Here is a 20,986-nt window from a genome sequence, read left to right on the forward strand (position 1 = left end):
GTGAAAAAACGAAGACGCGGGAATCAACAGGGGACACAAGTCTCACTTCCTCGAAATACCCAGATGTTTGTCCCCTGCCCGCGTCTCGTTTTGGAGCCGACTTCATCCGCTTCTGTGCTGGGCGTCAAGCGAGCGAGCGGGCCCGATCTCTCATGCGCTGCGGACGAGTGGTCAAAGGCGTATTCGTCAGAACAGCAGCGACAGCAGTTCCTCACGCGACCATTTTCCGAAAAACGGCTCGATGTCGATGCCAGCAAGCACATCCGCCACCGCTTGCTTGTCGTATGGCACGCCGCGAAGCACGGCCTCGATTTCCGACACGTCCCTCATTCCGAAGAAGTCCCCGTAGATTTTGGCTTCCTTGATGCGCCCCTTCTCGATCTCCAACCGCACCTCCACCGTCCCGATGTCAAACCGGCGGGACTGCCGGAAGTTGCTTTTCGGCGATTTTCCGTAATTCCACTCCCAGCTCTGGTAGCGGGAACGGGACAGCTCGTGGATGTTCGCCCAATCCTCGTCGGTGAGCGGATATTCCTCCACCGGTTTGCCGTCGAAGATAAAGACGAGCAGCTCCTTCTTGAACTCTTCGATCGTCATCGGGCTGGGCAGAAATTCCGAAATGTTGGCGACCCGGCTGCGAATCGACTTGATCCCTTTTGACTGGATTTTTAGGGGATTCACGTTCAGCGCGGAGACGACACGCTCCAGGTCGGAGTCAAACAGCAGCGTGCCGTGGCTGAACATGCGTCCTTTGGCGGCGTACTGGGCGTTGCCGGAAATTTTCCGCTCGCCCACCTGGATGTCGTTGCGGCCCGTCAGCTCCGCGTCGACGCCCATCTGGCGCAGAGCGCGAACGACCGGATCGGTAAACTTGCGGAAGTTGTGAAAGGACTCCCCGTCGTCATTGGTAATAAAACTGAAGTTGAGGTTGCCGAGGTCGTGATAGACGGCGCCGCCTCCCGACAGCCGGCGCACCACGTGAATCCCGTGTTCGTTGACGTAGTCGGCATTGATCTCTTCGATCGTATTCTGGTTTTTCCCAATGATGATGGACGGTTCGTTGATGTAAAACAACAGGTAATCTTCATCGGCAGGCAGGTGCTTTAAGGCGTATTCCTCGATTGCCAGGTTGATGCGGGGATCGGTGATTCCTCGATTGTCGATGAATTTCATGTGCGTTCCTCCTTTGCGGACTGATGACTGTCAGCTTGTCCGAGCAACAGTATGACAAACGTCCACTTGCCGCACAACACATCCCCCCAGCCCCCTTTTGGTTGTGGGTTGTCGTGCTGGCGGCATCAATCTGGTGGTGGACGTCGCAGTTACAGCGATGACGGCAGCCATAATGCAGGCACCCGGTGTGTCGGACGCCATTATCACCGGCGCCATGTTGAATGTCAACAGACAGATGGGGGCGGTCAGGAGATCAGCTTCAATCCGACCGCAGCGGCAAGGATGACGCCAATACACAGCACCCGACGCCAATCGGCAGACTCGCCGTACAGGACCATGCCCAAAATGGCGCCGCCTGCCGTGCCGATGCCGGTCCAGACCGCATAGGCCGTCCCCATCGGCAGGGTTTTCATCGCGAGGGAAAGGAACAAAAAGCTGGCTCCGAAACTGGCGAGCAGCAGGATCAGCGTCAGCCAGGTCCGATCGCGGTTCCATTTGTTGATCATCGCGACACCCGTCATCTCGAAAATGCCAGCGGCGATTAGACAGAACCAGGCCATTATGTCTCCCCTCCTTTCACGTTCTCTGCCGGTTTCTCATGGGTCACCAGCTTCAATCCGACGACGCCCCCCAGCAGCAGCATGATCAGGAGCACTTTCAACCACTGAAACGGCTCGCCGAAAAAGACGATGTCGGCCAATACCGTGCCGGCCGTGCCCATGCCGACAAAGACGGCGTATACGGTGCCCACCGGCAGCGTCTGACCAGCCCTGATCATCAGGAAAAAGCTGACGCCAATGGCCACAGCTGTTCCCAGCCACGTCCAAAGATCGTACGCGTGTTTCAGCCCGATCACCCACAGCACTTCGAACACAGCCGCGATAAACACCATGGCCCATTCTCTGTTCACGTCTCTCTCCTCCTATCCTCTCATTTTTTCCAGCGCAGCAAAAAACCCGGGGGTATCGCCAGCACAACGATATCTCCCGGGCTTTTATCCCTCCGTGTCACAGCCAATGCCGCTGTGTGTTTTCTCTCGGACCAGACCAGCCAATGCTGCGGAACCCTAGAAAACAAGTGCTATTCCATTTGGTCGTACTGTATCACATCGGGACCGTGGGGTCAAGTGCGGAGGTGCTGGAGCGCTTCCGCCTGCCGGAGGATCCGCTTGGCCCGCTCCGCCACGGGGTAGTCGACCAGTTTTCCGTTGACAGAAATGGCGGCGCTGCCGGAAGCGAGCGCTTCGTCAAAGGCGGCGGCGACCGCTTTCGCCTCCGCTATTTCCTCCGCCGTCGGGGAAAACGCGTCATGGACAATCGGGATCTGGTCGGGATGGATCACCAGCTTGCCCTGAAAACCGAGCTGTCTCGCAAGGCGGGCATCATTTTGCAGTCCCTCCGCATCTTTGACGTCCACGAAAACGGCGTCAATCGGCGGTTCGATGCCGGCTGCCCGGGAGATCACCACCAACTGGGAGCGGGCAAACAAAAGTTCCGTTCCTTCCCGCGTCAACCGGGCGCCGATATCGAGGGCAAAGTCGACCGAACCGAACGCCAGCCGCTTCACCCTGGCGCTAGCCGAGGCGATGTCATAGGCGTGGTAGAGACCAGACGCCGTTTCAATCAGGGGGACGATCTCCATCGAGCCGCACGGCAGATTCCCGTGATTCTCCAGCTGCGTCAGGTGGGCTTCCACAGCCAGAATCTGCTGACGGTTTGCCGCTTTTGGCAAAACGATTCCCGTCAGTCCGTGCCCGATCATGCCGTATAGGTCGTCCAGGTAAAACGGCGTGGTCGGGTCATTCACCCGCACGTATTGGGGACGGCTGCCGTTTTCTTGTACCGCCTGGCGCACCATGTCCCGTGCGCTCGCTTTTTCCTGAAGCGGCACGGCGTCTTCCAAATCGTAAATGATCACGTCAGCCGCCAGCTCCCTCACCTTTTCCAGCCGCCGCCGGTTGTTGCCCGGCACAAACATCCACGAACGAACCAGCATCATCTTCCGCCCCCTCCCCACTCTTCCCGGTACTGTTCCACGCCCTGCCGGTACAGGTCATTGCCGTACATATCGTTGATCACCACGGCCGGAAACTGCTCGATCACCAGCTTGCGCACCGCTTCCGGGCCGAGGTCTTCGTAGGCCACCAGCTCCTGCACCTTTATTGCTTTCGCCAGCAGCGCGCCCGCGCCGCCTACCGCCGCAAAGTAAACCGCCTTGTGTTTCGCCATCGCCTCTTTTACTTCCTGATTGCGATAGCCTTTGCCGATCATCCCTTTTAACCCCAGCGCGAGCAGCCTGGGCGCGTATTTGTCCATGCGGCCGCTCGTCGTCGGGCCGGCCGAGCCGACCACCTGCCCCGGTTTGGCCGGAGTTGGACCGACGTAGTAGATCACCTGCCCGCTGACGTCAAACGGGAGCGGCTCTCCGCGATCCAACGCTTCGATCATGCGCTTGTGGGCGGCGTCCCGCGCCGCGTAGACCACGCCGCTGATCAGCACCCGGTCGCCCGCCCGCAGGCTGGCCACCGCCTCATCCGTCAACGGGGCAGTAATGTGTTTGACTGCCATCGTGTTGCTCCTCCTCCCGGTTGGCTATCTTGCTCCGTTTCACAGTACGGCTTCCTTGTGCCGGCTGGCGTGGCAGTTGATGTTGACGGCAACGGGCAGGGAGGCGATGTGACAGGGGTAAATCTCGATCTTGACGTCCAGTACCGTCGTCCGGCCGCCCATTCCCTGCGGGCCGATTCCCAGTTTGTTGCACATCTCCACCAGTTCCTCCTCCAGTACGGCGATTTCCGGCCGGGGGCTGCGCTCGCCGATGGGCCGAAACAGAGACTTCTTCGCCAGGTAGGCCGCCTTTTCAAATGTTCCGCCGATGCCCACGCCGACGACCATCGGCGGGCAGGCGTTGGGACCCGCGTTCCGCGCCGTCTCCAGTACAAACGCTTTGACCCCCTCCACCCCATCGGACGGCTTCAGCATTTTGAGCGCGCTCATGTTTTCGCTGCCGCCGCCCTTGGCGGAGAAGTGGATGGTCAGTTTGTCGCCCGGCACCAGTTCCACGTGCGTGACGGCGGGAGCGTTGTCTCCTGTATTGACCCGTTCCAGTGGGTGACCGACGATGGAACTGCGCAGATACCCCTCTCTGTATCCCTTGCGCACCCCGTCGTTGATCGCGTCGTACAGGCTGCCGCCGACGATCCGGCAGTCCTGCCCCACTTCCACGAGAAAGACGGCAACGCCGGTATCCTGGCACATCGGCACCCGTTCCCGGGCGGCGATCTGTGCGTTTTCCATCAACTGTGACAGCACGTCCCGGCCTGTCTCCGACACTTCCGAACGAAGCGCCTGCCGGAACGCCTGGACGACATCCGCGCCGAGGTCGTAGTTGGCCCGCTGGCACATGTCAGCCACTGCCTCCACAATGGCGTCATACTTGATTTCTCTCATGAGAAAAACCACCTCTTCCAGGCATGCCGGTTGGCATCCCGATTTACTTCAGCCAGGGCCGTGGTCAGCGGAATCCCTTTGGGGCAGACCTGGACGCAGTTTTGCGATTGGCCGCAGTTGGCGATCCCCCCGTCGCTGATCGCTGCGTCCAGGCGCTGTTCCTTCATCATCGCCCCGGTGGGATGGGCGTTGAAATAGCGGATCTGCGCCATCGCCTGCGGCCCGAGATAGGGGGAGCGGTCGTTGACGTTCGGACAAGCCTCCAGACAGCAGCCGCAGGTCATGCAGGTGGCATACGCGTACAGCTCCTGCTGTTGCTCCTGCGAGACACGCGGTCCCGGGCCCAGGGCGTGGGTGCCGTCGATTGCGATCCAGCCCTTGATGCTCTGCAGCGCGTCAAACATTCGCTTGCGGTTCACCGCCAGGTCTTTTTCGACGGGAAACGTGGCCATCGGCTCCAGGCAGATCGGCTGTTCCAGCTTGTCGACCAAAGCGGAGCACGCCTGCCTGACCCTGCCGTTGATCACCATGCTGCACGCTCCGCACACCTCTTCCAGACAGTTGGACTCCCAGACGACGGCCCTCACTTGTCGGCCCGCCGCATTCACCGGGTTCTTTTGAATCTCCATCAACGCGGCGATCACGTTCATGTTCGGCCGGTACGGGACGACAAACTCCTCCCAGTACGGTTCGCCGTCCGGCTGGTCCTGCCGCTTTACCTTCATCTGCACCGTGTTCATCCCGGCACCCTCCTCTCTAAGCCTGTTGACGGGCGGCCGCGGAGCCCCGGTCGGATGCCCGGTCCGCCGCTTCCTTCACGATGTCATAGCGCCGGGGGCGCGGCTGGATGTAGGCGAGATCGACCGGTTCGTAGCGGAAAAGCGGCCCCTCCGGCGTGTAGATGGCGAGCGTTGTCTTCAGCCAGTTGGCGTCGTCGCGCTCGGGAAACTCCGGCTTGTAATGAGCGCCCCTGCTCTCGTTGCGGTGGAGCGCTCCCAGCGTGATCACCCGGGCCAACTGCAGCATGTTCCACAACTGGCGGACAAACGTCACCGTCCGGTTGTACCAGTCGGAGGTATCGTCCACGCCGATCTTCTGCCAGCGCTCCAGCAGCTCCTGCAGCTTCTCGTCCGTTTTTTGCAGGCGGTCGTTGTAGCGGACCACGGTTACGTTGTCCACCATCCAGTCGCTCATCTCCACATAGAGCTGGTACGGGTTCTCGTAGCCGTCCATCCGGCAGATGCGCTCCATGTACGCTTCCTGTCGCCTGCGCTCGGCGGCGAACAGGTTGGGCGACAGGTCCTGGGCCGACTTCTTCAGGCCACGGACGTACTCGACCGCTTTCGGCCCCGCCACCATCCCGCCGTAGATCGCCGACACCAGCGAATTGGCACCCAGCCGGTTGGCGCCGTGGTATTGAAATTCGCACTCGCCGCAGGCGAACAGGCCGGGGATGTTGGTCATCTGGTTGTAATCCACCCACAGACCGCCCATGGAGTAGTGCATCGCGGGGAAAATCTTCATCGGCACCTTGCGCGGATCGTCGCCGACAAACTTCTCGTAGATGCTGAGAATGCCGCCCAGCTTCTGCTCCAACTGCCGCTTCGGCAGGTGGGACACGTCGAGGTAGACCATGTTCTCTCCGTTGATGCCCAGTTTCAGGTCGACGCAGACGTGGAAAATCTCCCGCGTGGCGATGTCCCGCGGCACCAGGTTGCCGTATGCCGGGTACTTTTCCTCCAGAAAGTACCACGGCTTGCCGTCCTTGTAGACCCAGATGCGCCCTCCCTCCCCGCGCGCCGATTCCGACATCAGCCGCAGCTTGTCGTCGCCGGGGATGGCGGTCGGATGAATCTGGATGAACTCGCCGTTGGCGTAATGCACCCCCTGCTGGTAGGCGATGCTGTGGGCACTGCCGGTGTTGATCAGCGAGTTGGTGCTCTTCCGGAAAATCATCCCGATGCCGCCGGTCGCCAGGATTACCGCATCGGCGGGGAACTCCTTGATCTCCATCGACTTGAGATCCTGAGCGACGATACCTCGACAGACCCCTTCGTCATCGAGGATGAGGGAAAGCATTTCCCAATATTCAAATTTTTCCACCCGCCCTTCCGATTCGAAGCGGCGCACCTGCTCATCCAGGGCGTAGAGAATCTGCTGGCCGGTGGTGGCGCCGGCAAAGGCGGTGCGGGAATACTTGGCCCCGCCGAGCCGGCGGAAGTCGATCAGCCCTTCCGGCGTGCGGTTGAATGGCACACCCATCCGGTCCAAGAGGTAGATGATCTCCGGTGCCGCCTCGCACATCGCTTTAACCGGCGGCTGATGGGCCAAAAAGTCTCCCCCGTAAATCGTGTCGTCAAAGTGTTCCCAGGCGGAGTCGCCTTCCCCTTTCGTATTCACCGCGCCGTTGATGCCCCCCTGCGCGCAGACGGAGTGGGAGCGGCGGACCGGCACGACAGAAAAGAGCTTGACCGTTCCTCCCGCTTCCGCAATCTTGATCACGCTCATCAGGCCGGCCAGTCCGCCGCCGACGACGATGATGCTTTCGTTCATGACACATCCTCCCTTCTTACCAAAATGCGATCAGCGCCCCCACCCCGACGCCGCACAGGCCGGCGAACAAGAGCGTACGCAGGACCGAGGAAATCCGCTGCCCCCGCGGGCCGACGGTGATTCCCCAGGTAATCAAACCGGTCCACAATCCGTTGGAAAAGTGAAACGTGGTGGCGATTACACCCAGCACGTAAAAGGCAAAAATGAACGGGTTTTGCAGATGGGCCTGGACAGCCTCGTAGTTGACGGGCGCATCAAACAGCAGGCTGGAGAGGCGAAACGCCCAAATGTGGTAGAGCACAAACACCAGCGTGATCCCCCCGCTCACCCGCTGCGCGACGAACAGCCAGTTCTGCCGGTAGGCATAGCGGTACGGATTGACTTTCGCCATCATCCCGATGTAGATGCCGTACACCGCGTGATACAAGAGCGGCAGCGCGATGAACAGCACCTCGACGACCGGCAGAAAGGGGATGCCCGACAACGTCTGGACATGCCGGTCGTACGCCTCCTGTCCCATCAAGGCGATGGCGTTGGAGTAGAGGTGTTCCAGCAAAAACAGGCCGAGCGGCACAAGTCCGGTCAGGGAGTGCAGCCGGGCGAGAAAGAAGCGGCGGGTGGACAGTTCGTTCACGACACGCGGCTCCTTTCGTCCCAAAATCGGCCGACGTCCGCGATCGTTTCCAGGTGCAGGATCGTCTCCAGGTAGCTTCGCCTTGTGTCCTCGGGCAAATGGGCGGCCAGGTCGTGGAACTTATCCGTCAATTCCGCAGCCGTCACCGGGTTTTCCGGGTCCCCCTTCGGGTAATCAGCCACGAGGCGCAGCACTTCTCCCGCCACTGTCTCCGCTTCCATGCTGGATCCCCACCGCTCCGGATAAGCGGCATCCACGTCGGGGTCAAGCGTCAGCTCCACCCGCTCCATCAGTGAGCGGACTGCCGGATCGTGCAGCGTCTCCCCGCTGAAGTCGGCCAGTCCCGCCCTGCCCTTGACGAGGGCGAGCGCGACGCAGAACTGCAGGCTGAACTTGGCCGCGTACACGGTCTGCGGGTCGGGATTGTCGGTGATCGCCAGCACCGACCGATAGCCGCCCACCCGGATTCGGCGCAACTCCTCCGTACGGATGCCGGACTGTTGACGCAGCTTGAGGGCGAGATCGACGGCGGGATGGGTGTGGCGGCAGGAAGCGTGAATCTTGAATGAATTTTCTGTAATTTTGAAATGCTCCCCCAGCCGGTCGGTAATCCGCGACTCGTCAACGGTTTCCGCCATCGCCCGGAAAAAGCCGCGCTCCCCTTCGAGGATGCGGGAGGGGCCGGTAAACCCTTTTTGCGCCAACAGGGCGGCCAAAAGCCCGTTCATCGCCGCTTTGCCGGTGTGAAGCTGTTTGGACATCGCACCGTCGACGATAAACTCCCACAGTCCCGCCGCCTGCGTCCCCGCATTGCCCAGCGCGTGGACGATCTGCTCCTCGTCCAGTCGAAGCAGGGAGGCCGCTGCCGCTGCTGCGCCAAACGTGCCGCAGGTGGCGGTGTTGTGCCAGAAACGGTAGTGGGACGGGCTGACCGCCTCGCCGACGCGGAAACAGACGTCGTAGCCGACCGCGACCGCCGCGATCAGTTCTTTGCCGCTTCTGTTCAGCCACTCGGCAACGGCCAGCGCCGCCGGGATGACGACGGTGGCGGCGTGAATGATCGACTGCTTGTGGATGTCGTCCAGTTCAACGACGTGAGAGGCGGCTCCGTTGACCAGTGCCGCGTTGGCGACCGACGACCTGCCGCCGGTGACCAGCGTCGCCTGTCCGCTCCCCCCCAACTCCCTCGCCAGCTCGTCAATCATCCGCACCGGCGGTTTGGCCGCGCCGGCCAGCGCGGAGCCGAGCCAGTCCAGGATGCACAGTTTGGTGAACGCCACCGTCTCCGCCGGCAGGTCTTCATAGCGGGTCCAGGCGATAAAACCGGCCAGTTGTCTGCTCAGTGACATTTACTTCGCCTCCTTTGCCGCCAATACGGATTGCAGGACCTCGATCAAATCATCGTATCGCTCCACCACGTGGGCCCCCGCCTCCCGCAACTTTTGCGCCTTGCCGGACGGGCGTCCCACTTTGCCGGAGATCAGTGCCCCGGCATGGCCGAACACCGTTCCCTCCGGCATCCGCTCTGTAAACCGCCCGGCGATGAAGGAAATCAGCGGTTTGCGAAAGCCGCCGCTTTTGACGAACTCGGCCGCCTCTTCCTCAAACGTCGTGCCCGGTTCGGAAAACGTCACGACCGCATGCGTATCCGGGTCTCGTTCGAACAATTCCAGCAGGTCGCGGATCGTCGTGCCGATCAGCGCGTCGCCGCCGATGCCCACGCTGGTGCTGACGCCAAATCCGGCCCGCTTTACCATCCACGACGTTTCCGCCGTCATCCCGCCGCTGCGGGAGATCACGCCGACATGCCCCGGCACGAAGCAGCGGTCGGGGTTGTCGCCGCCGATCGAGCCCAGCTTCACCCGGTCTTTCGGGTTGATCATGCCCACCGTGTTGGGGCCGATGATCCGGACGCCGTTCTGCCTGGCGAGGTGAAGCATCTTGACCGTGTCCAGCTGCGGAATGTTCTCCGTCGTCACCACGATCACCTTGATGCCGTTGTCGATCGCTTCCCGCACGGCATCCAGCGCAAAGGCGGGCGGCACGACAACCAGGCTGGTGTCCGCCTGATGGGCGTCAACCGCTTCCCGCACCGTGTTGTACACGGGAACCCCGTGCACGTGCTGCCCCTTTTTCCCCGGCGTCACCCCGGCCACAACGTTGGTGCCGTAATCGAGCGTGTGGCGGGTCACCATCGTCGCTTCCCGCCCGGTGATTCCCTGGATGACAATGCGCGAGCGCTTGTCTATCAAAATGGCCATACTCTCTCCTCCTCGTTTTCCCGTTTTACGCGTACAAGTCCGGATAGGCAGACTGCATACGCGCGATCATCGCAGCTGCCGCTTCGCAAATCGTCACCTCTTCGCCGTAGTACTCCACGCCCGCCTCGGTAAATATCTGTCTGCCCAGCGCGTCGTTGACGCCCGCTTCCCGCACGACGACGGGAAACGTCCGGGGATCGATGCCCATGTCGGCCAACGCGCGTACGATCCCCCGGGCCATTACGTCGATCTGCGTGTTGTTGGTGATGTTGTGGGCGACAAACAGCCCTTTGACGCCGGGCTTGGAGAGGATTCCTCTGGTCAGGCCGTACACTTTTTCTTCCGGGGGATTGCCACCCGTTTCCGAGTAGTTGGCCGGCCGGCCGCCCAGGTCGACCAGCGCGTCAAAGCTGAGCAGGCTGCCCCCGCCGCCACCGCACATGAAGCCGATATCCCCGCCGTCCATCTCCGTGTAGCGGGCGGTCCCCCGGTAATCGGCGTCATTCACGGCGATCATTCGCTTTTCCAGCTCCGTCAGCGGACGCCACGCCCGTTCGCCGCCCACTTCGACCAGCCCCTCCAGCCCCTTCTGCCGAAACATCGCGGCGTCGTCGACGGCCATCACCGATGCGGCGGCCACCAGCGAGCCCTGTGCGGTGACGGCGAGCGGATTGATCTCCAGCAGTTGGCAGTCGTAGCGGAGAAAAGCGGCGTACAGCCTGGCGAGGACGTCGCTCGCCTGCAGCAGTTCCCTGCCGTTTAAGCCGAGGCGGCTCCACACCTCTCTCGTCTTGTAGTCGGCCAGCCCCGTCAGCGGATCGACGTGCTCGATCACCACCTTGTCGGGATGCTCGGCCACCAGCTCTTCCACCTCCACGCCCCCTTCGGTCGAGGCGATGATCACCGGCAGTTGTTTCTGCTTGTCAATGGTGATGGAGACGTACAGTTCCTTGGCAATCTCCAGCATTTCCTCGACCAGGATCTTGTCGACCGGAAAGTGGCTGACCGTCATGCCCAAAAGTTCCCGGGCCCGCTCTCTCGCTTCTTCCGGCGTCTTTGCAAAGGTGACGGCCCCCGCCTTGCCCCGCTTCCCGACCGGGACCAGCGCTTTCAGCACCACCGGCTTGCCGAATCGTTTGGCGATTGCTTCCGCCTCCGCGGCGGTGTCCGCCACCCAGTGTTCCGGCGTCGGGACGCCAACCTGACGAATCAACCGTTTGCTGTGATGTTCCAAAACCTTTCCCATTACAAGCTCCTCCTCTGGCTCAACTCGGATATTGGATATTGGATCCAATGCAAAGAAAAATTGTGAAGGATTGAAAAAACAATCCCCACACATGTATCGCTCGGTTACTCGTCCTGCGCCAGGTGTTCCTTAAACGCTTCCCCCGTACGCAAGATGTGTTTGCGGATCACTTCGGACAGCCGCTTGGCATCACCTGATTCGATCAGCTCCAGCATCTCCTTGTGCTCGGCCTGCGACCGCTCCATCTGCCCCGGCAGCATGCCGGGCGTGTGCGGCGGAAAGCCGTGCCACAGCATCTCCAGGATCATGTGCGCCCTGCGCCAGCGACATCCCTTGCGGATCAAACGGTGAAATTCGGCGTTTTTCGCGATGAACTGCTCCGCGTCCTCCCGTTTGACGGCCTGCTCCATCTCTTCGACCAACTGCCCAAGCATCCGTTTGTCGTCATCGGTCAGATGGGGCAGGGAGCGTTCCACCGCGATCGCTTCCAGCACCGAGCGCAGATAGTAAATCTCTTCGATGTCATCGGATGTCACCGGTGTCACGATGGCTCCCTTGTGCGGCTCCAGCGTGACCAGCCCCTCTTTTTCCAGTTGGCGCAGCGCCTCCCGGACCGGCATCCGGCTGACGCCCATGGCTTCGGCCAGCTCCTCCTGCACGAGCCGTTCCCCCGGCTGAAACTCCCGCCTGAGAATCGCTTCCCTTAGACGGGAGACGACCCGCTCAAGCAGCGTGGAACGGTCATGTAATCGCAAGTGGCTTCGCTTCATGGGTGTATCCTCCTGACAATCGTGTGCTTTTCCCGTACGCCTGTTGGCAACTATCTCCCATTTTTACAGAATCGGCCGCTTCCAGTCAATTCCCGCTCAGTTGGCCATCTGCACCGGCAGCCAGAGTGAGAGCTGCGGCCAGACGACAATGACGACCAGGACGAGGATCATCAGGGCGATAAACGGCATGATCCCCCTGACCACCTCTTCCAGCTTGGCCCTGGCGATGCCGCTGACCACAAACAGGTTCAGGCCGACAGGAGGCGTCACCATCCCCAATTCCATGTTTACGGTCATGATGATTGCAAAGTGAATGACGTCGATCCCCAGCAGCTTTAAAATCGGCAGGAAGATCGGCAGGGTGATCAGGATGATGGAGGTCGGCTCCAGGAACATGCCCATGATGAAGAACAGGATGTTGCACGCGATCAAAAACGTCCATTTGTTGATGTCGCCTTCCATGATCCAGGCGGCGATGTTTTGCGGAACCTGCTCATTGGTCAGGTACAGGCCGAAGACGGTGGCGCCGGCGATGATGAAGAACACCATCGAACTGGTGTTGACCGTCTCCCGCAGGATCGTCCGCGCGTCCTTCCACGTGATCTGGCGGTAGACGAACACGGCGACGAGCAGGGAGTAGACGCAGGCGACCACGGAGGCTTCCGTCGGCGTCGCGATCCCCTTGTAGATGGAGCCGAGGATCAAGAGCGGCAGCAGTGCGGCGGGAAGCGCCCTGACACTCAAGACGAAGCGGTCGTGCCAGCTCGCTTTCGGCAGGCGGCCGAAGTTTTTCCAGCGGGCGTACACGATGGCCACCACCACGAGGACGGCAGTCAGAAACAGTCCCGGCAAAAACCCGGCCATAAACAGCTTGCCGATCGACTCCTCGGCCACCGTTCCGTACACGATCAGCGGAATGGACGGCGGGATGAGAATCCCCAGCGTGCCGGAGGCGGCCACGAGGCCCATCGCGTATCGCTTGCTGTACCCGGCCTCCACCATTCCCGGGATCATGATCGCTCCGATGGCGGCGGCGGTCGCCGGACTGGAACCGGAGATGGCGGCAAAGACCGCACAGGCGAGAACGGTGACGACGGACAGCCCGCCGGAAAAATGGCCCACCCACGCCCTGAGCGCGTCGATCAGCGCTTTGGAGATGCCGCCGCGCGCCATCAGGACGCCGGCGAGAATAAAGCCGGGGATGGCCATCAGCGTGGAAACGTTGAGCGACGAAAAGATTTTTTGCGGCAGCACGTCCAGGTTGAACCCGCTGTCCATGAGCGCGAGCGCGGCCGACACCACCAGCGAGACCGCCACCGGAACCCGCAGGAGCAGCAGCAGAAAAAAGACGAGAAACACTATCCATTCCACTCGATCTTCACCTCTTGTTTCAGGCTGGCCAGCAGGTTGTCAAGGAATCGGTAGCCCAGCATCAGTCCGCTGAGCGGGATCACCAGATAGACGATCCAGAGGAAAATCCCCACATCGGTGGACTGCTGCTGCGTCTTCCAGTAGAGCGCCAGCAGTTTGCCGCCGAAAAAGATGAAACAGAGGCAGAAGAGAACGCCAAGCGCATTGGCAAACACGTTGCACGCCTTCTGGAGGGAGGAAGGCAGGCGGTCGTACAGGACGTCCACCTGGATGTGATGCCCTTCCCTCAAGGCAACCGCCGAGCCGATCAGCGTTCCCCAGACGACGAAGTAGGTGGAAATTTCGTCGACCCACGCTTTCGGGCTGTTAAACAAGTAGCGGCACACCACTCCATAGAAAATCAAGGCAACGCCGATCACGATCAGCGAGCCGGCGAGACAATCTTCAAAAGCAGCATACCGTTCCCGCCATTTGGACATCACTTTCAACCTCCCCGGTTTGGTTGGTTCCCCCAAGGCACCGGTCCCCGGCGGAAACGGTGCCCCGTCTGTTTCTTGAAAGCCGCCCGCGGTCGTTACAGCTGACGGGCGCCGTCGATAAACTCCTTGCCGATCGTCTTTTCAAACTCGCTGTAGAGCGCTTCCATTGCTTTGACGAAATTTTCCCGTTCCGCTTCGCTGAGATCGATCACCTGCATTTTACCGGAGCCGCGCAGCTTCTCTTCGGAGCCTTTGTCCAACTGGACGGCCAGCTCCCGCTCGTATGCGGTCGCTTCCGCCATCGATTCGTCGAAGGCCTTGCGGATGTCTTCGGGCAGGGCGCTGTACCACTGCTTGTTGGTCAGGACGATGTAGTCGATCCGCCCGTGGTTGGACACCAGCAGGTACTTTTGCACTTCCTCGTACTTCTGCGTGTCGATGTTGTTCCAGGTGTTTTCCTGGCCGTCCACCGTTCCCTGCTGCAGGGCGGTGTAGGTTTCCCCGAACGGAATGGTTGCGGCCCCCGCTCCCAGCGCCTTGAACTGCGCTTCCAGCACCTTGCCCGCCTGCGTGCGGAATTTTTGCCCTTTGAAATCTTCCGGCTTGGCAATCGGTTTGGTGGAGGTGAACACTTTAAACCCGTTTTCCCACATGGCCAGCCCCTGCAGATTTTTGCTTTCCAGGGAATTCATCAGCTTTTTGCCCAGCTCCCCGTCCCAGAATTTGATGACCGCCTCGTGGTTTTTAAAGAGGAACGGCATGTCGACAATCTGGAAGGAAGGGTTGAAGCCGACCAGCTTCGTCGCCGAAGGAGCGATGACATGGACGTTCCCCGCCTGCAGCGCTTCCAGTTCGTCCTTGTCGCCGTACAGTTGGGAAGACGGATATACTTCCACCTTTACCCTGCCGCCGGTCTTTTCCGCCAGCAGTTCGGCGAACCTGTTCGCGGCCTTGCCCTTTGGACTATCAGCCGTGGTGACGTGAGAGAACTTGACGATCAGCGGATTCTCTTTCGTGTAGGCGTTACTGTCCTGCGGCTTGGAACCGCCGCATCCCGCCGCTGTCAGCAGCAGTGCAGCGAGACAGCCTGCCATCCATGCGTGCCAACCTCTTTTCATGCGAAGACCCCCTTTTTTGGTATGGATCGCTTTCCAACCTGACGTTCGTTAATACTGAAAATTCCGAAAAATTTTCGCAGACGACCTGCTTTCCCCGATGTATCCGCTGTCTCCTGCGAACCATCACGATTTGCGCCAAGGCTACTCCTGCTTCAACACCTGATTCCGCACGCGCCGGACCCGTTCGCTGACCGATTCGGGACCGTGACCGCGCTTGTACACCATGAAGGTGCGGGTAAACTGGATGACCACCTCGTCGCGCTGGTTGTAGCCAACCGTTTTCACCTTGACGATGCCGACGTGGGGGCGGGACTTGGACTCCCGCTTCTCCAACACCTCGCTGTACGAGTAGATGGTGTCACCTTCAAAGACGGGGGCGGGAAGCCGCACGTCGTCCCAGCCGAGATTGGCCATCACGTTCTGCGAGACGTCCGCCACCGATTGGCCGGTGACCAGCGCCAGCGTAAACGTGGAGTCCACCAGCGGCCGCCCAAAATCGGTCCTGGCCGCGTACTCGGCGTCAAAGTGGATGGGATTGGTGTTCTGTGTCAGCAGGGTGAACCAGATGTTGTCCGTCTGCGTCACGGTCCGGCCGAGCGGATGGGGATACACGTCCCCCACCTCGAAATCCTCGTAAAACCGCCCTGTCCATCCTTCCTGTATGCTCATGGCTCCTCCTCTCTCCAGACTTAATGGATATTGGATCCAATTCTTATGATCATGATAGTATTCCCATCAAATCCTTGTCAATCCTTTTATTAAAGCGCTTTCATTAAAAAACGGCTACATGTAGCCAAGCCAGGACCACCAGGTTACGGCCATCAGATAGGTGATCGCCGTCGTCGCCAGCGTCAGCCAGAAACCGGGCTTGAAGAAATCCTGCTGCGTCACCCAGCCGGTCCCGTGCACCATCACGCCCGGGATCGTCTCCACCACCAGGATGAAGCCGAACAGACACGTTAGCCCCGCGACAAACGCCAGCAGCAGGGCGGGCGCACTCTGCGCCTGGGCGGACAGCGCCATCACCACCGGAACCGTCGCGATGACAGCCGTGGACACGTTGGACGTCACCTTGTGAATCAGCTGGGTCAGAATCGTCACCGTCAGGACCGCCAACGCCGGATTAGAAAAGAGGTACAGCGTGAGGTCGTTCTCCATCCATCTGGACAAGTAGTCCGTCACCCCCGTCTCGTAGAGCGCCCTGCCCAGCGAAAGCGTAACTCCCAGCATGATCAAGGGGGCAAATTGGATGTCGAGAATTTTGTCCCAGTCGGCCACCTTGATGCCGGGCCAGGCCATCAGCACGGCACCGATCAGTGCCGGAATCACAGGAGGCCAACCGTGGATGCCTTCCAGCGCCCACATTGCGCAGACGGCGCAGAGAATGGCCAGGAGCCGTTTTTCCCGCGCAGTCATCGGCCCGAGCTCCGCGATCATCTCCTTCATTTTTGCCTTGAGCCCTGTGGGGATTCCGTCTTTCTCGGGAAAACAGCGGTACAGCACCCACCAGGAGACGGGAACCAGGATCAGCCACATCGGCAGCGCCAGCAGCAGCCAGTCCAGGTAGGTGACGCGCTGCTGCAGGTAGGTGTTGATCAAATCAACGGTGATGACGTTGCCGATCGCCGCCGGCAGCACGGCGGTTCCGCTGATGCCGCAGCCGACCACCACGCCCATCATCCATGTTTTCCCCTGCACATCGCCCGCCTTCACGCCCAGGATGGAAGTGATTGAAAACACGATCGGCAGCAGCATGGCGGTGCGAACCGCAGCCGCCGGGATGAAGAAGGCCATCACCTGCGGGATGAGGATGATGCCGGCGAGGACACCGCCCTTCTTTTCCCCGAACCAATACAGCAGCTGGAACGCCAACCGCTTGCCAAGCGGGGTCTGCTCCACCGCGCTGGCGATCATCATGCCCGCCACGATGAGGAATATGGCCGGCGAGGCGAAGCCGGACAGGATCAAATCGGTGGAAACCGCCCCCGCCATGGGCAAAGCAAATAAGACGAGCACGGCCGTCATGGAAAACGGAATCGGCTCCAGCACCCACAAGACGATGACCGCGAGCGTAATCGCCAGCGTCACCCGCGGCGCGTACTCCATGTAGTCCCATAGGCCAACGTACACGAGGAGGAAGGCCAGTGCCGAAAGTGCGAACCAGAGCGGCTTTTTCAGCACGAGCCACATCCCTTTTTTCTTCTGCTGAACCGCGACACGTTCCTTTTCTGTTTGTGGATTAATGGTGGACATAGGTTTTCCCTCGTACGAAAAGGATTTTTCTTTTAGGATATTGTATCCATTTTTAATTGTCTATCTATTTTGATTATTTTCAAAAACGTCCGGGAGATATCAAATCTCCCGGACGTTTCCCTCCGTTCCGTAGCCTGATGACAGTCTGCGAGTGTTGCCTCGGTTCAGGCCAGACCATGCTTCTACAGCAGAGCCGACACCGCGAACGGGCGTTACGCCCGTTTCGGCGCCAGTTCGACCGCCTGACGGATCGCCTCTTTCATGCTCAGCTCGTCAGCCACGCCTTTTCCGGCAATATCGAACGCTGTGCCGTGATCGACACTGGTGCGGATAATCGGAAGTCCGACGGTAATGTTCACCCCGGCTTCCAGGCCGAGCACCTTGACAGGGCCGTGTCCCTGATCGTGATACATCGCGACGACAATGTCGAAGTCTCCCCGCGTCGCGCGGAAAAAGAGGGTGTCTGCCGGGAGCGGTCCCACCGCGTCAATGCCCTCCTGCTGCGCCTGCCGCACCGCGGGCACCACTTTTTCCTCTTCTTCACCGTATCCGAACAACCCGTTTTCGCCCGCGTGCGGGTTGATTCCGCAAACGGCTATCTTCGGGGAGGAGATCCCCGCCTTCTTCAAGGTCTCATGAGCCATGACGATGACTTTGTAGACCCGCTCCGGCGTGATCATGTTCACCGCATCGATCAACCCCACGTGGGTGGTCACATGGATCACTCTCAGTTTGGGAGCGGACAGCATCATGGACACATCCTTGGTATTGGTCAGCTCCGCAAGTATTTCCGTGTGACCCGGGTAGATGTGCCCGCCCTTGTGCAGCGCTTCCTTGTTGAGCGGCGCCGTGCAGATGGCGTCGATCTCCCCGGATTTCGCCAGGTCGATCGCCTTTTCCAGGAAGCGAAACGCGGCGTCCCCGGCCTGGGCGGATACCTGTCCAAACGGCAGGTCTTCCGGCAGCAGGTCAAGGTCGAGGCAGTCGATCACGCCGTGTTCGTACTTCGCCGTGCCCGCATCACTGACCCGGCTCACGGACAACCCGGCTCGCGTGATGCGGTTGGCGCGTTCCAACATTTTCGCGTCGCCGATGACAAGCGGCCGGCACATCTGATAGACAGCCGGATCTGCCAGCGCCTTTACAATAATTTCCGGACCGATCCCGGCGGCATCGCCCATCGTAATGCCTACAATCGGTTTACTCATGTTGCCGATCTCCTTTCAAAACATGTAACGCATGAAGCAGCGTGTGCCTGGTGCCAAAAGCTCCCGCCTTCGTAACGACAAACAGCGGATGTGCACCAACGATGCGGCTGAGCGGAATCCCCGGCTCAATCTCGTCCAGGAGCTGAATGCCGCTGACACCCAAGTGGCGGCATACGGCTTTTGCCGTGTCTCCTCCGGTGAGAATCAACCCCTGCAGGTCATGCCGGGCGGCAATGGCTGCGGCGGCGGTGCCCAGCGCATCCGCGATCCGGTTGGAGATGTCCGTGTCCGTCATCCCCCGAGCCTCTCCCAACGCCTTGGCCCCTTTTACATGGGCGGAGGTGGCAAGGGAATAGAACGCCGCATTCCGTCCGCTCTGGACCGCTTCCTCCAGCTCATGGACACACCGCTTTAGTTCCCGCTGCTGCTCGTCCTCCCCTGCCAGCAGGGCGAGGGGATTCAGTTCCACGCAAGCCACGTGCGGCTCTTCGCAAACGCGCCTCACCTGATCCTGTGTCGTTTGCGAGATGCTTCCCGCAACCAGCAGCACCGGTTTTCCGGACGGAGCAATCATCACCTTCGGCCGGAGGCGTCCCGCAAGCCCAAGCGTCACGGGAAGAGCATCGGCCAATCCCGCAGAGCCGGTCCACAAGATTCGTGCCCTGTACCCCGACATGATTGACGCAATCCGCTGCATGTCGCTGTCCGACTCGGCGTCGAAGACCATCACGTCCACGCCGTCCTGCCGCAGTCTGTCCACCTGTGCCCGAACGGCTTCCTCTCCCTCCCGCAGCACTGCCAGCGGGACCAGTCCCGTTTTCCGTTTGGATTGAGAGGCGATCAGCTTGAGGATGTCCGATTCGCTTACCGGGCATTTGGGATCGCGGGCCATCTCCGTCTGGTCGATCGGCGTCCCGTTGAGAAAGTGTCTCCCGCCTCTCGTCACACGGCCGATTTTGGGATATGCCGGGGCGACGACGGCGAAATCAAACGAAATCGTGTCCATCACCGCGTCAATTTCCGCCCCAAGATTGCCGCGCAGCGTCGAATCCAGTTTTTTGTAAACATGCTGGAACTCCAGTTCACGCAAATACTGCGCCGCTTGCCTCACCCTGGCGTACGCGTCTGACATCGGGAGGGAGCGGCTGTCCGTATCCATGACCGCGACGTCCGCATCGACGCACTCCGCAGCTGCGTTTTTCCAATCAAAAAGAACGCGTGTCTCCAAGCCCATCCGCGCAAACTGAACGCCTGAATCCGAGGCGCCTGTCAGATCGTCTGCGATGATGCCTATTTTTCTCATGACTGTTGCCTCGCCTTCTGTCCATGTTTCTCCCCTCCCGGGCTGTCTGGCCAAACCGTCCGCACATCATCGTCCGAGCCGCAGCGAAATAGCAGGACAGCCAGCCGGGAGCCTTTTTCTTCTGACGATCGAAGCGGAGCGTCCCGAGCCGCCTGCCGCGGGACCCTCCCTTCTTCTCGATGGCTCATCATTGAGCCGTGTTGCTGTTGACGCCGATCCGCTTCGCCCACCAAGCCGTTACGATCGGTGCCAGAATGGCGGTCACGATCACGCAGGAAGCAATCAGCGCCGTTGCCGACGGCACCAATGGTTCGTACACGGGATTGGCGGCAGCTACTGCGGCCGGCACACCCACGGCGTTACCCGCGGTGGTGGCTGCAGCCAAACCGGCAATGCCGTTGCCGCCGGTCAATTTGTCTGCGGCAAAAAGCACGATGCCGGTGATGGCGACCACCGCCACTCCCAACAATACCCCCAGCAGGCCGGCTTTCCACACATTCTGAAGATTCAGACCTGCGCCGAGCGCAAAGGCGAAGAACGGCACCAGTACCGGCACGGCTTTGCCCAGATAGTCGCGCATGTCTTTGTCGAGGTTGCCGAGGATCATGCCGACGACGAGCGGCAAAATGGCGCCGACCAGCGTTTCCCAGGGAAAGGCGGAAAGACCTGCCACACCCAGCGTCACCATCGTCAGGAACGGCCCCGACTCCAGACTCATGATCGAGTACGCCCCGACGTCTTCCTTTTTCCCGAACTGTCCCATCAGGGCCATGTACATGCCGCCATTCGTGTCGTTCATCGCGGCCACGATCGCCAATACGGACACTCCGGCAAAGAATCCACTTTCAATCATGCCTTCGCCGAGAAATTTCGCTGCGATAAAGCCAAGCACGACAGCCGTCCCCACTTTGGCAGCCAGCAGGGCACCGCCCTTTTTCGCGATATACGGCGTCGCCTTGAAGTCGATGGTCGCGCCCATGCACACATAGAAAACAGCCAGAATCGGGAGTGAGCCGGTCAAAAGCGCGCCTGTAAACGAACCAAACGTCTTCGCCGCCTCGGGAAACACGGTATTGATCACCGCACCGAGCAGCAGCGGAATGATCATCATCCCGCCCGGAATCCGTTCAATGGATGCTTTAATTTTCATGCGCAAGTGCCCCCTTTG

21 protein-coding genes and 1 riboswitch are annotated in these 20,986 nt (G+C 60.4%); all 21 genes read right to left on the minus strand.

All coding sequences use genetic code 11. The features are described from left to right. Window positions 1-186: 186 nt before the first annotated feature. The 21 genes from lplA to Q7F15_RS15550 all read right to left on the minus strand — a co-directional run bounded on the left by lplA (window position 187) and on the right by Q7F15_RS15550 (window position 20,968). Window positions 187-1,173 carry a lipoate--protein ligase gene (gene lplA, locus Q7F15_RS15450; protein ID WP_230076612.1) on the minus strand — a complete coding sequence of 329 codons (987 nt, stop codon included), beginning with the start codon at window positions 1,171-1,173 and terminating at the stop codon, window positions 187-189. 245 nt (window positions 1,174-1,418) lie between these two features. Beyond that, on the minus strand, window positions 1,419-1,733 hold the full coding sequence (locus Q7F15_RS15455) for a DMT family transporter (protein WP_304414577.1): 315 nt from the start codon (window positions 1,731-1,733) through the stop codon (window positions 1,419-1,421). Beyond that, on the minus strand, window positions 1,733-2,083 hold the full coding sequence (locus tag Q7F15_RS15460) for a DMT family transporter (RefSeq protein WP_304414578.1): 351 nt from the start codon (window positions 2,081-2,083) through the stop codon (window positions 1,733-1,735). The genes Q7F15_RS15455 and Q7F15_RS15460 overlap by 1 nt, the downstream gene beginning before the upstream one ends. Window positions 2,084-2,154: 71 nt before the next feature. Continuing rightward, window positions 2,155-2,254: riboswitch (guanidine-I (ykkC/yxkD leader) on the minus strand. A gap of 41 nt (window positions 2,255-2,295) precedes the next feature. Continuing rightward, window positions 2,296-3,171, minus strand: coding sequence for an HpcH/HpaI aldolase/citrate lyase family protein (locus Q7F15_RS15465; RefSeq protein WP_171565811.1), 876 nt, complete (start codon window positions 3,169-3,171; stop codon window positions 2,296-2,298). Continuing rightward, window positions 3,168-3,740, minus strand: a complete 573-nt coding sequence (locus Q7F15_RS15470) for a Fe-S-containing hydro-lyase (protein WP_171565812.1) — start codon at window positions 3,738-3,740, stop codon at window positions 3,168-3,170. The genes Q7F15_RS15465 and Q7F15_RS15470 overlap by 4 nt, the downstream gene beginning before the upstream one ends. Window positions 3,741-3,779: 39 nt before the next feature. Continuing rightward, a complete protein-coding gene (locus Q7F15_RS15475; protein WP_171565813.1) occupies window positions 3,780-4,622 on the minus strand; it encodes a fumarate hydratase in 843 nt (280 codons plus the stop codon). Beyond that, window positions 4,619-5,362: a succinate dehydrogenase iron-sulfur subunit gene (gene sdhB / locus Q7F15_RS15480; protein WP_171565814.1), complete on the minus strand. Its 744-nt coding sequence runs from the start codon at window positions 5,360-5,362 to the stop codon at window positions 4,619-4,621. The genes Q7F15_RS15475 and sdhB overlap by 4 nt, the downstream gene beginning before the upstream one ends. 16 nt (window positions 5,363-5,378) lie before the next feature. Continuing rightward, window positions 5,379-7,175, minus strand: coding sequence for a succinate dehydrogenase flavoprotein subunit (gene sdhA / locus Q7F15_RS15485; RefSeq protein ID WP_171565815.1), 1,797 nt, complete (start codon window positions 7,173-7,175; stop codon window positions 5,379-5,381). A gap of 16 nt (window positions 7,176-7,191) precedes the next feature. Then, on the minus strand, window positions 7,192-7,809 hold the full coding sequence (locus Q7F15_RS15490) for a succinate dehydrogenase cytochrome b558 subunit (protein ID WP_171565816.1): 618 nt from the start codon (window positions 7,807-7,809) through the stop codon (window positions 7,192-7,194). Next, on the minus strand, window positions 7,806-9,158 hold the full coding sequence (locus Q7F15_RS15495; RefSeq protein ID WP_230076610.1) for an MmgE/PrpD family protein: 1,353 nt from the start codon (window positions 9,156-9,158) through the stop codon (window positions 7,806-7,808). Before Q7F15_RS15495 ends, Q7F15_RS15490 begins: the two co-directional genes overlap by 4 nt. Continuing rightward, a complete protein-coding gene (locus tag Q7F15_RS15500) occupies window positions 9,159-10,070 on the minus strand; it encodes a succinate--CoA ligase subunit alpha (protein WP_304414579.1) in 912 nt (303 codons plus the stop codon). A 25-nt stretch (window positions 10,071-10,095) separates the two neighbouring features. After that, window positions 10,096-11,316 (minus strand): succinate--CoA ligase subunit beta, encoded by a 1,221-nt coding sequence (locus tag Q7F15_RS15505; protein WP_171565819.1) that lies wholly within the window; start codon window positions 11,314-11,316, stop codon window positions 10,096-10,098. Between the two features lie 104 nt (window positions 11,317-11,420). Beyond that, a complete protein-coding gene (locus Q7F15_RS15510) occupies window positions 11,421-12,086 on the minus strand; it encodes a GntR family transcriptional regulator (protein ID WP_171565820.1) in 666 nt (221 codons plus the stop codon). 96 nt (window positions 12,087-12,182) lie between these two features. Next, window positions 12,183-13,457: a TRAP transporter large permease gene (locus Q7F15_RS15515; RefSeq protein WP_171565821.1), complete on the minus strand. Its 1,275-nt coding sequence runs from the start codon at window positions 13,455-13,457 to the stop codon at window positions 12,183-12,185. Further along, window positions 13,445-13,936 (minus strand): TRAP transporter small permease, encoded by a 492-nt coding sequence (locus Q7F15_RS15520; RefSeq protein ID WP_171565822.1) that lies wholly within the window; start codon window positions 13,934-13,936, stop codon window positions 13,445-13,447. The genes Q7F15_RS15515 and Q7F15_RS15520 overlap by 13 nt, the downstream gene beginning before the upstream one ends. Before the next feature lie 95 nt (window positions 13,937-14,031). Then, a complete protein-coding gene (locus Q7F15_RS15525) occupies window positions 14,032-15,054 on the minus strand; it encodes a TRAP transporter substrate-binding protein (protein WP_212132314.1) in 1,023 nt (340 codons plus the stop codon). A 141-nt stretch (window positions 15,055-15,195) separates the two neighbouring features. Further along, window positions 15,196-15,723: a MaoC family dehydratase gene (locus Q7F15_RS15530; RefSeq protein WP_171565824.1), complete on the minus strand. Its 528-nt coding sequence runs from the start codon at window positions 15,721-15,723 to the stop codon at window positions 15,196-15,198. Window positions 15,724-15,837: 114 nt separating this feature from the next. Continuing rightward, on the minus strand, window positions 15,838-17,307 hold the full coding sequence (locus tag Q7F15_RS15535) for an SLC13 family permease (RefSeq protein ID WP_212132315.1): 1,470 nt from the start codon (window positions 17,305-17,307) through the stop codon (window positions 15,838-15,840). 212 nt (window positions 17,308-17,519) lie between these two features. Continuing rightward, a complete protein-coding gene (gene pdxA / locus Q7F15_RS15540) occupies window positions 17,520-18,515 on the minus strand; it encodes a 4-hydroxythreonine-4-phosphate dehydrogenase PdxA (RefSeq protein ID WP_304414580.1) in 996 nt (331 codons plus the stop codon). Then, window positions 18,508-19,818: a four-carbon acid sugar kinase family protein gene (locus Q7F15_RS15545; RefSeq protein WP_304414581.1), complete on the minus strand. Its 1,311-nt coding sequence runs from the start codon at window positions 19,816-19,818 to the stop codon at window positions 18,508-18,510. The genes pdxA and Q7F15_RS15545 overlap by 8 nt, the downstream gene beginning before the upstream one ends. A 187-nt stretch (window positions 19,819-20,005) precedes the next feature. Next, on the minus strand, window positions 20,006-20,968 hold the full coding sequence (locus Q7F15_RS15550; protein WP_212132317.1) for a 2-keto-3-deoxygluconate permease: 963 nt from the start codon (window positions 20,966-20,968) through the stop codon (window positions 20,006-20,008). Window positions 20,969-20,986 lie beyond the last annotated feature (18 nt).

The organism is Brevibacillus aydinogluensis (assembly GCF_961514395.1).
GTDB classification, from domain to species: domain Bacteria; phylum Bacillota; class Bacilli; order Brevibacillales; family Brevibacillaceae; genus Brevibacillus; species Brevibacillus aydinogluensis.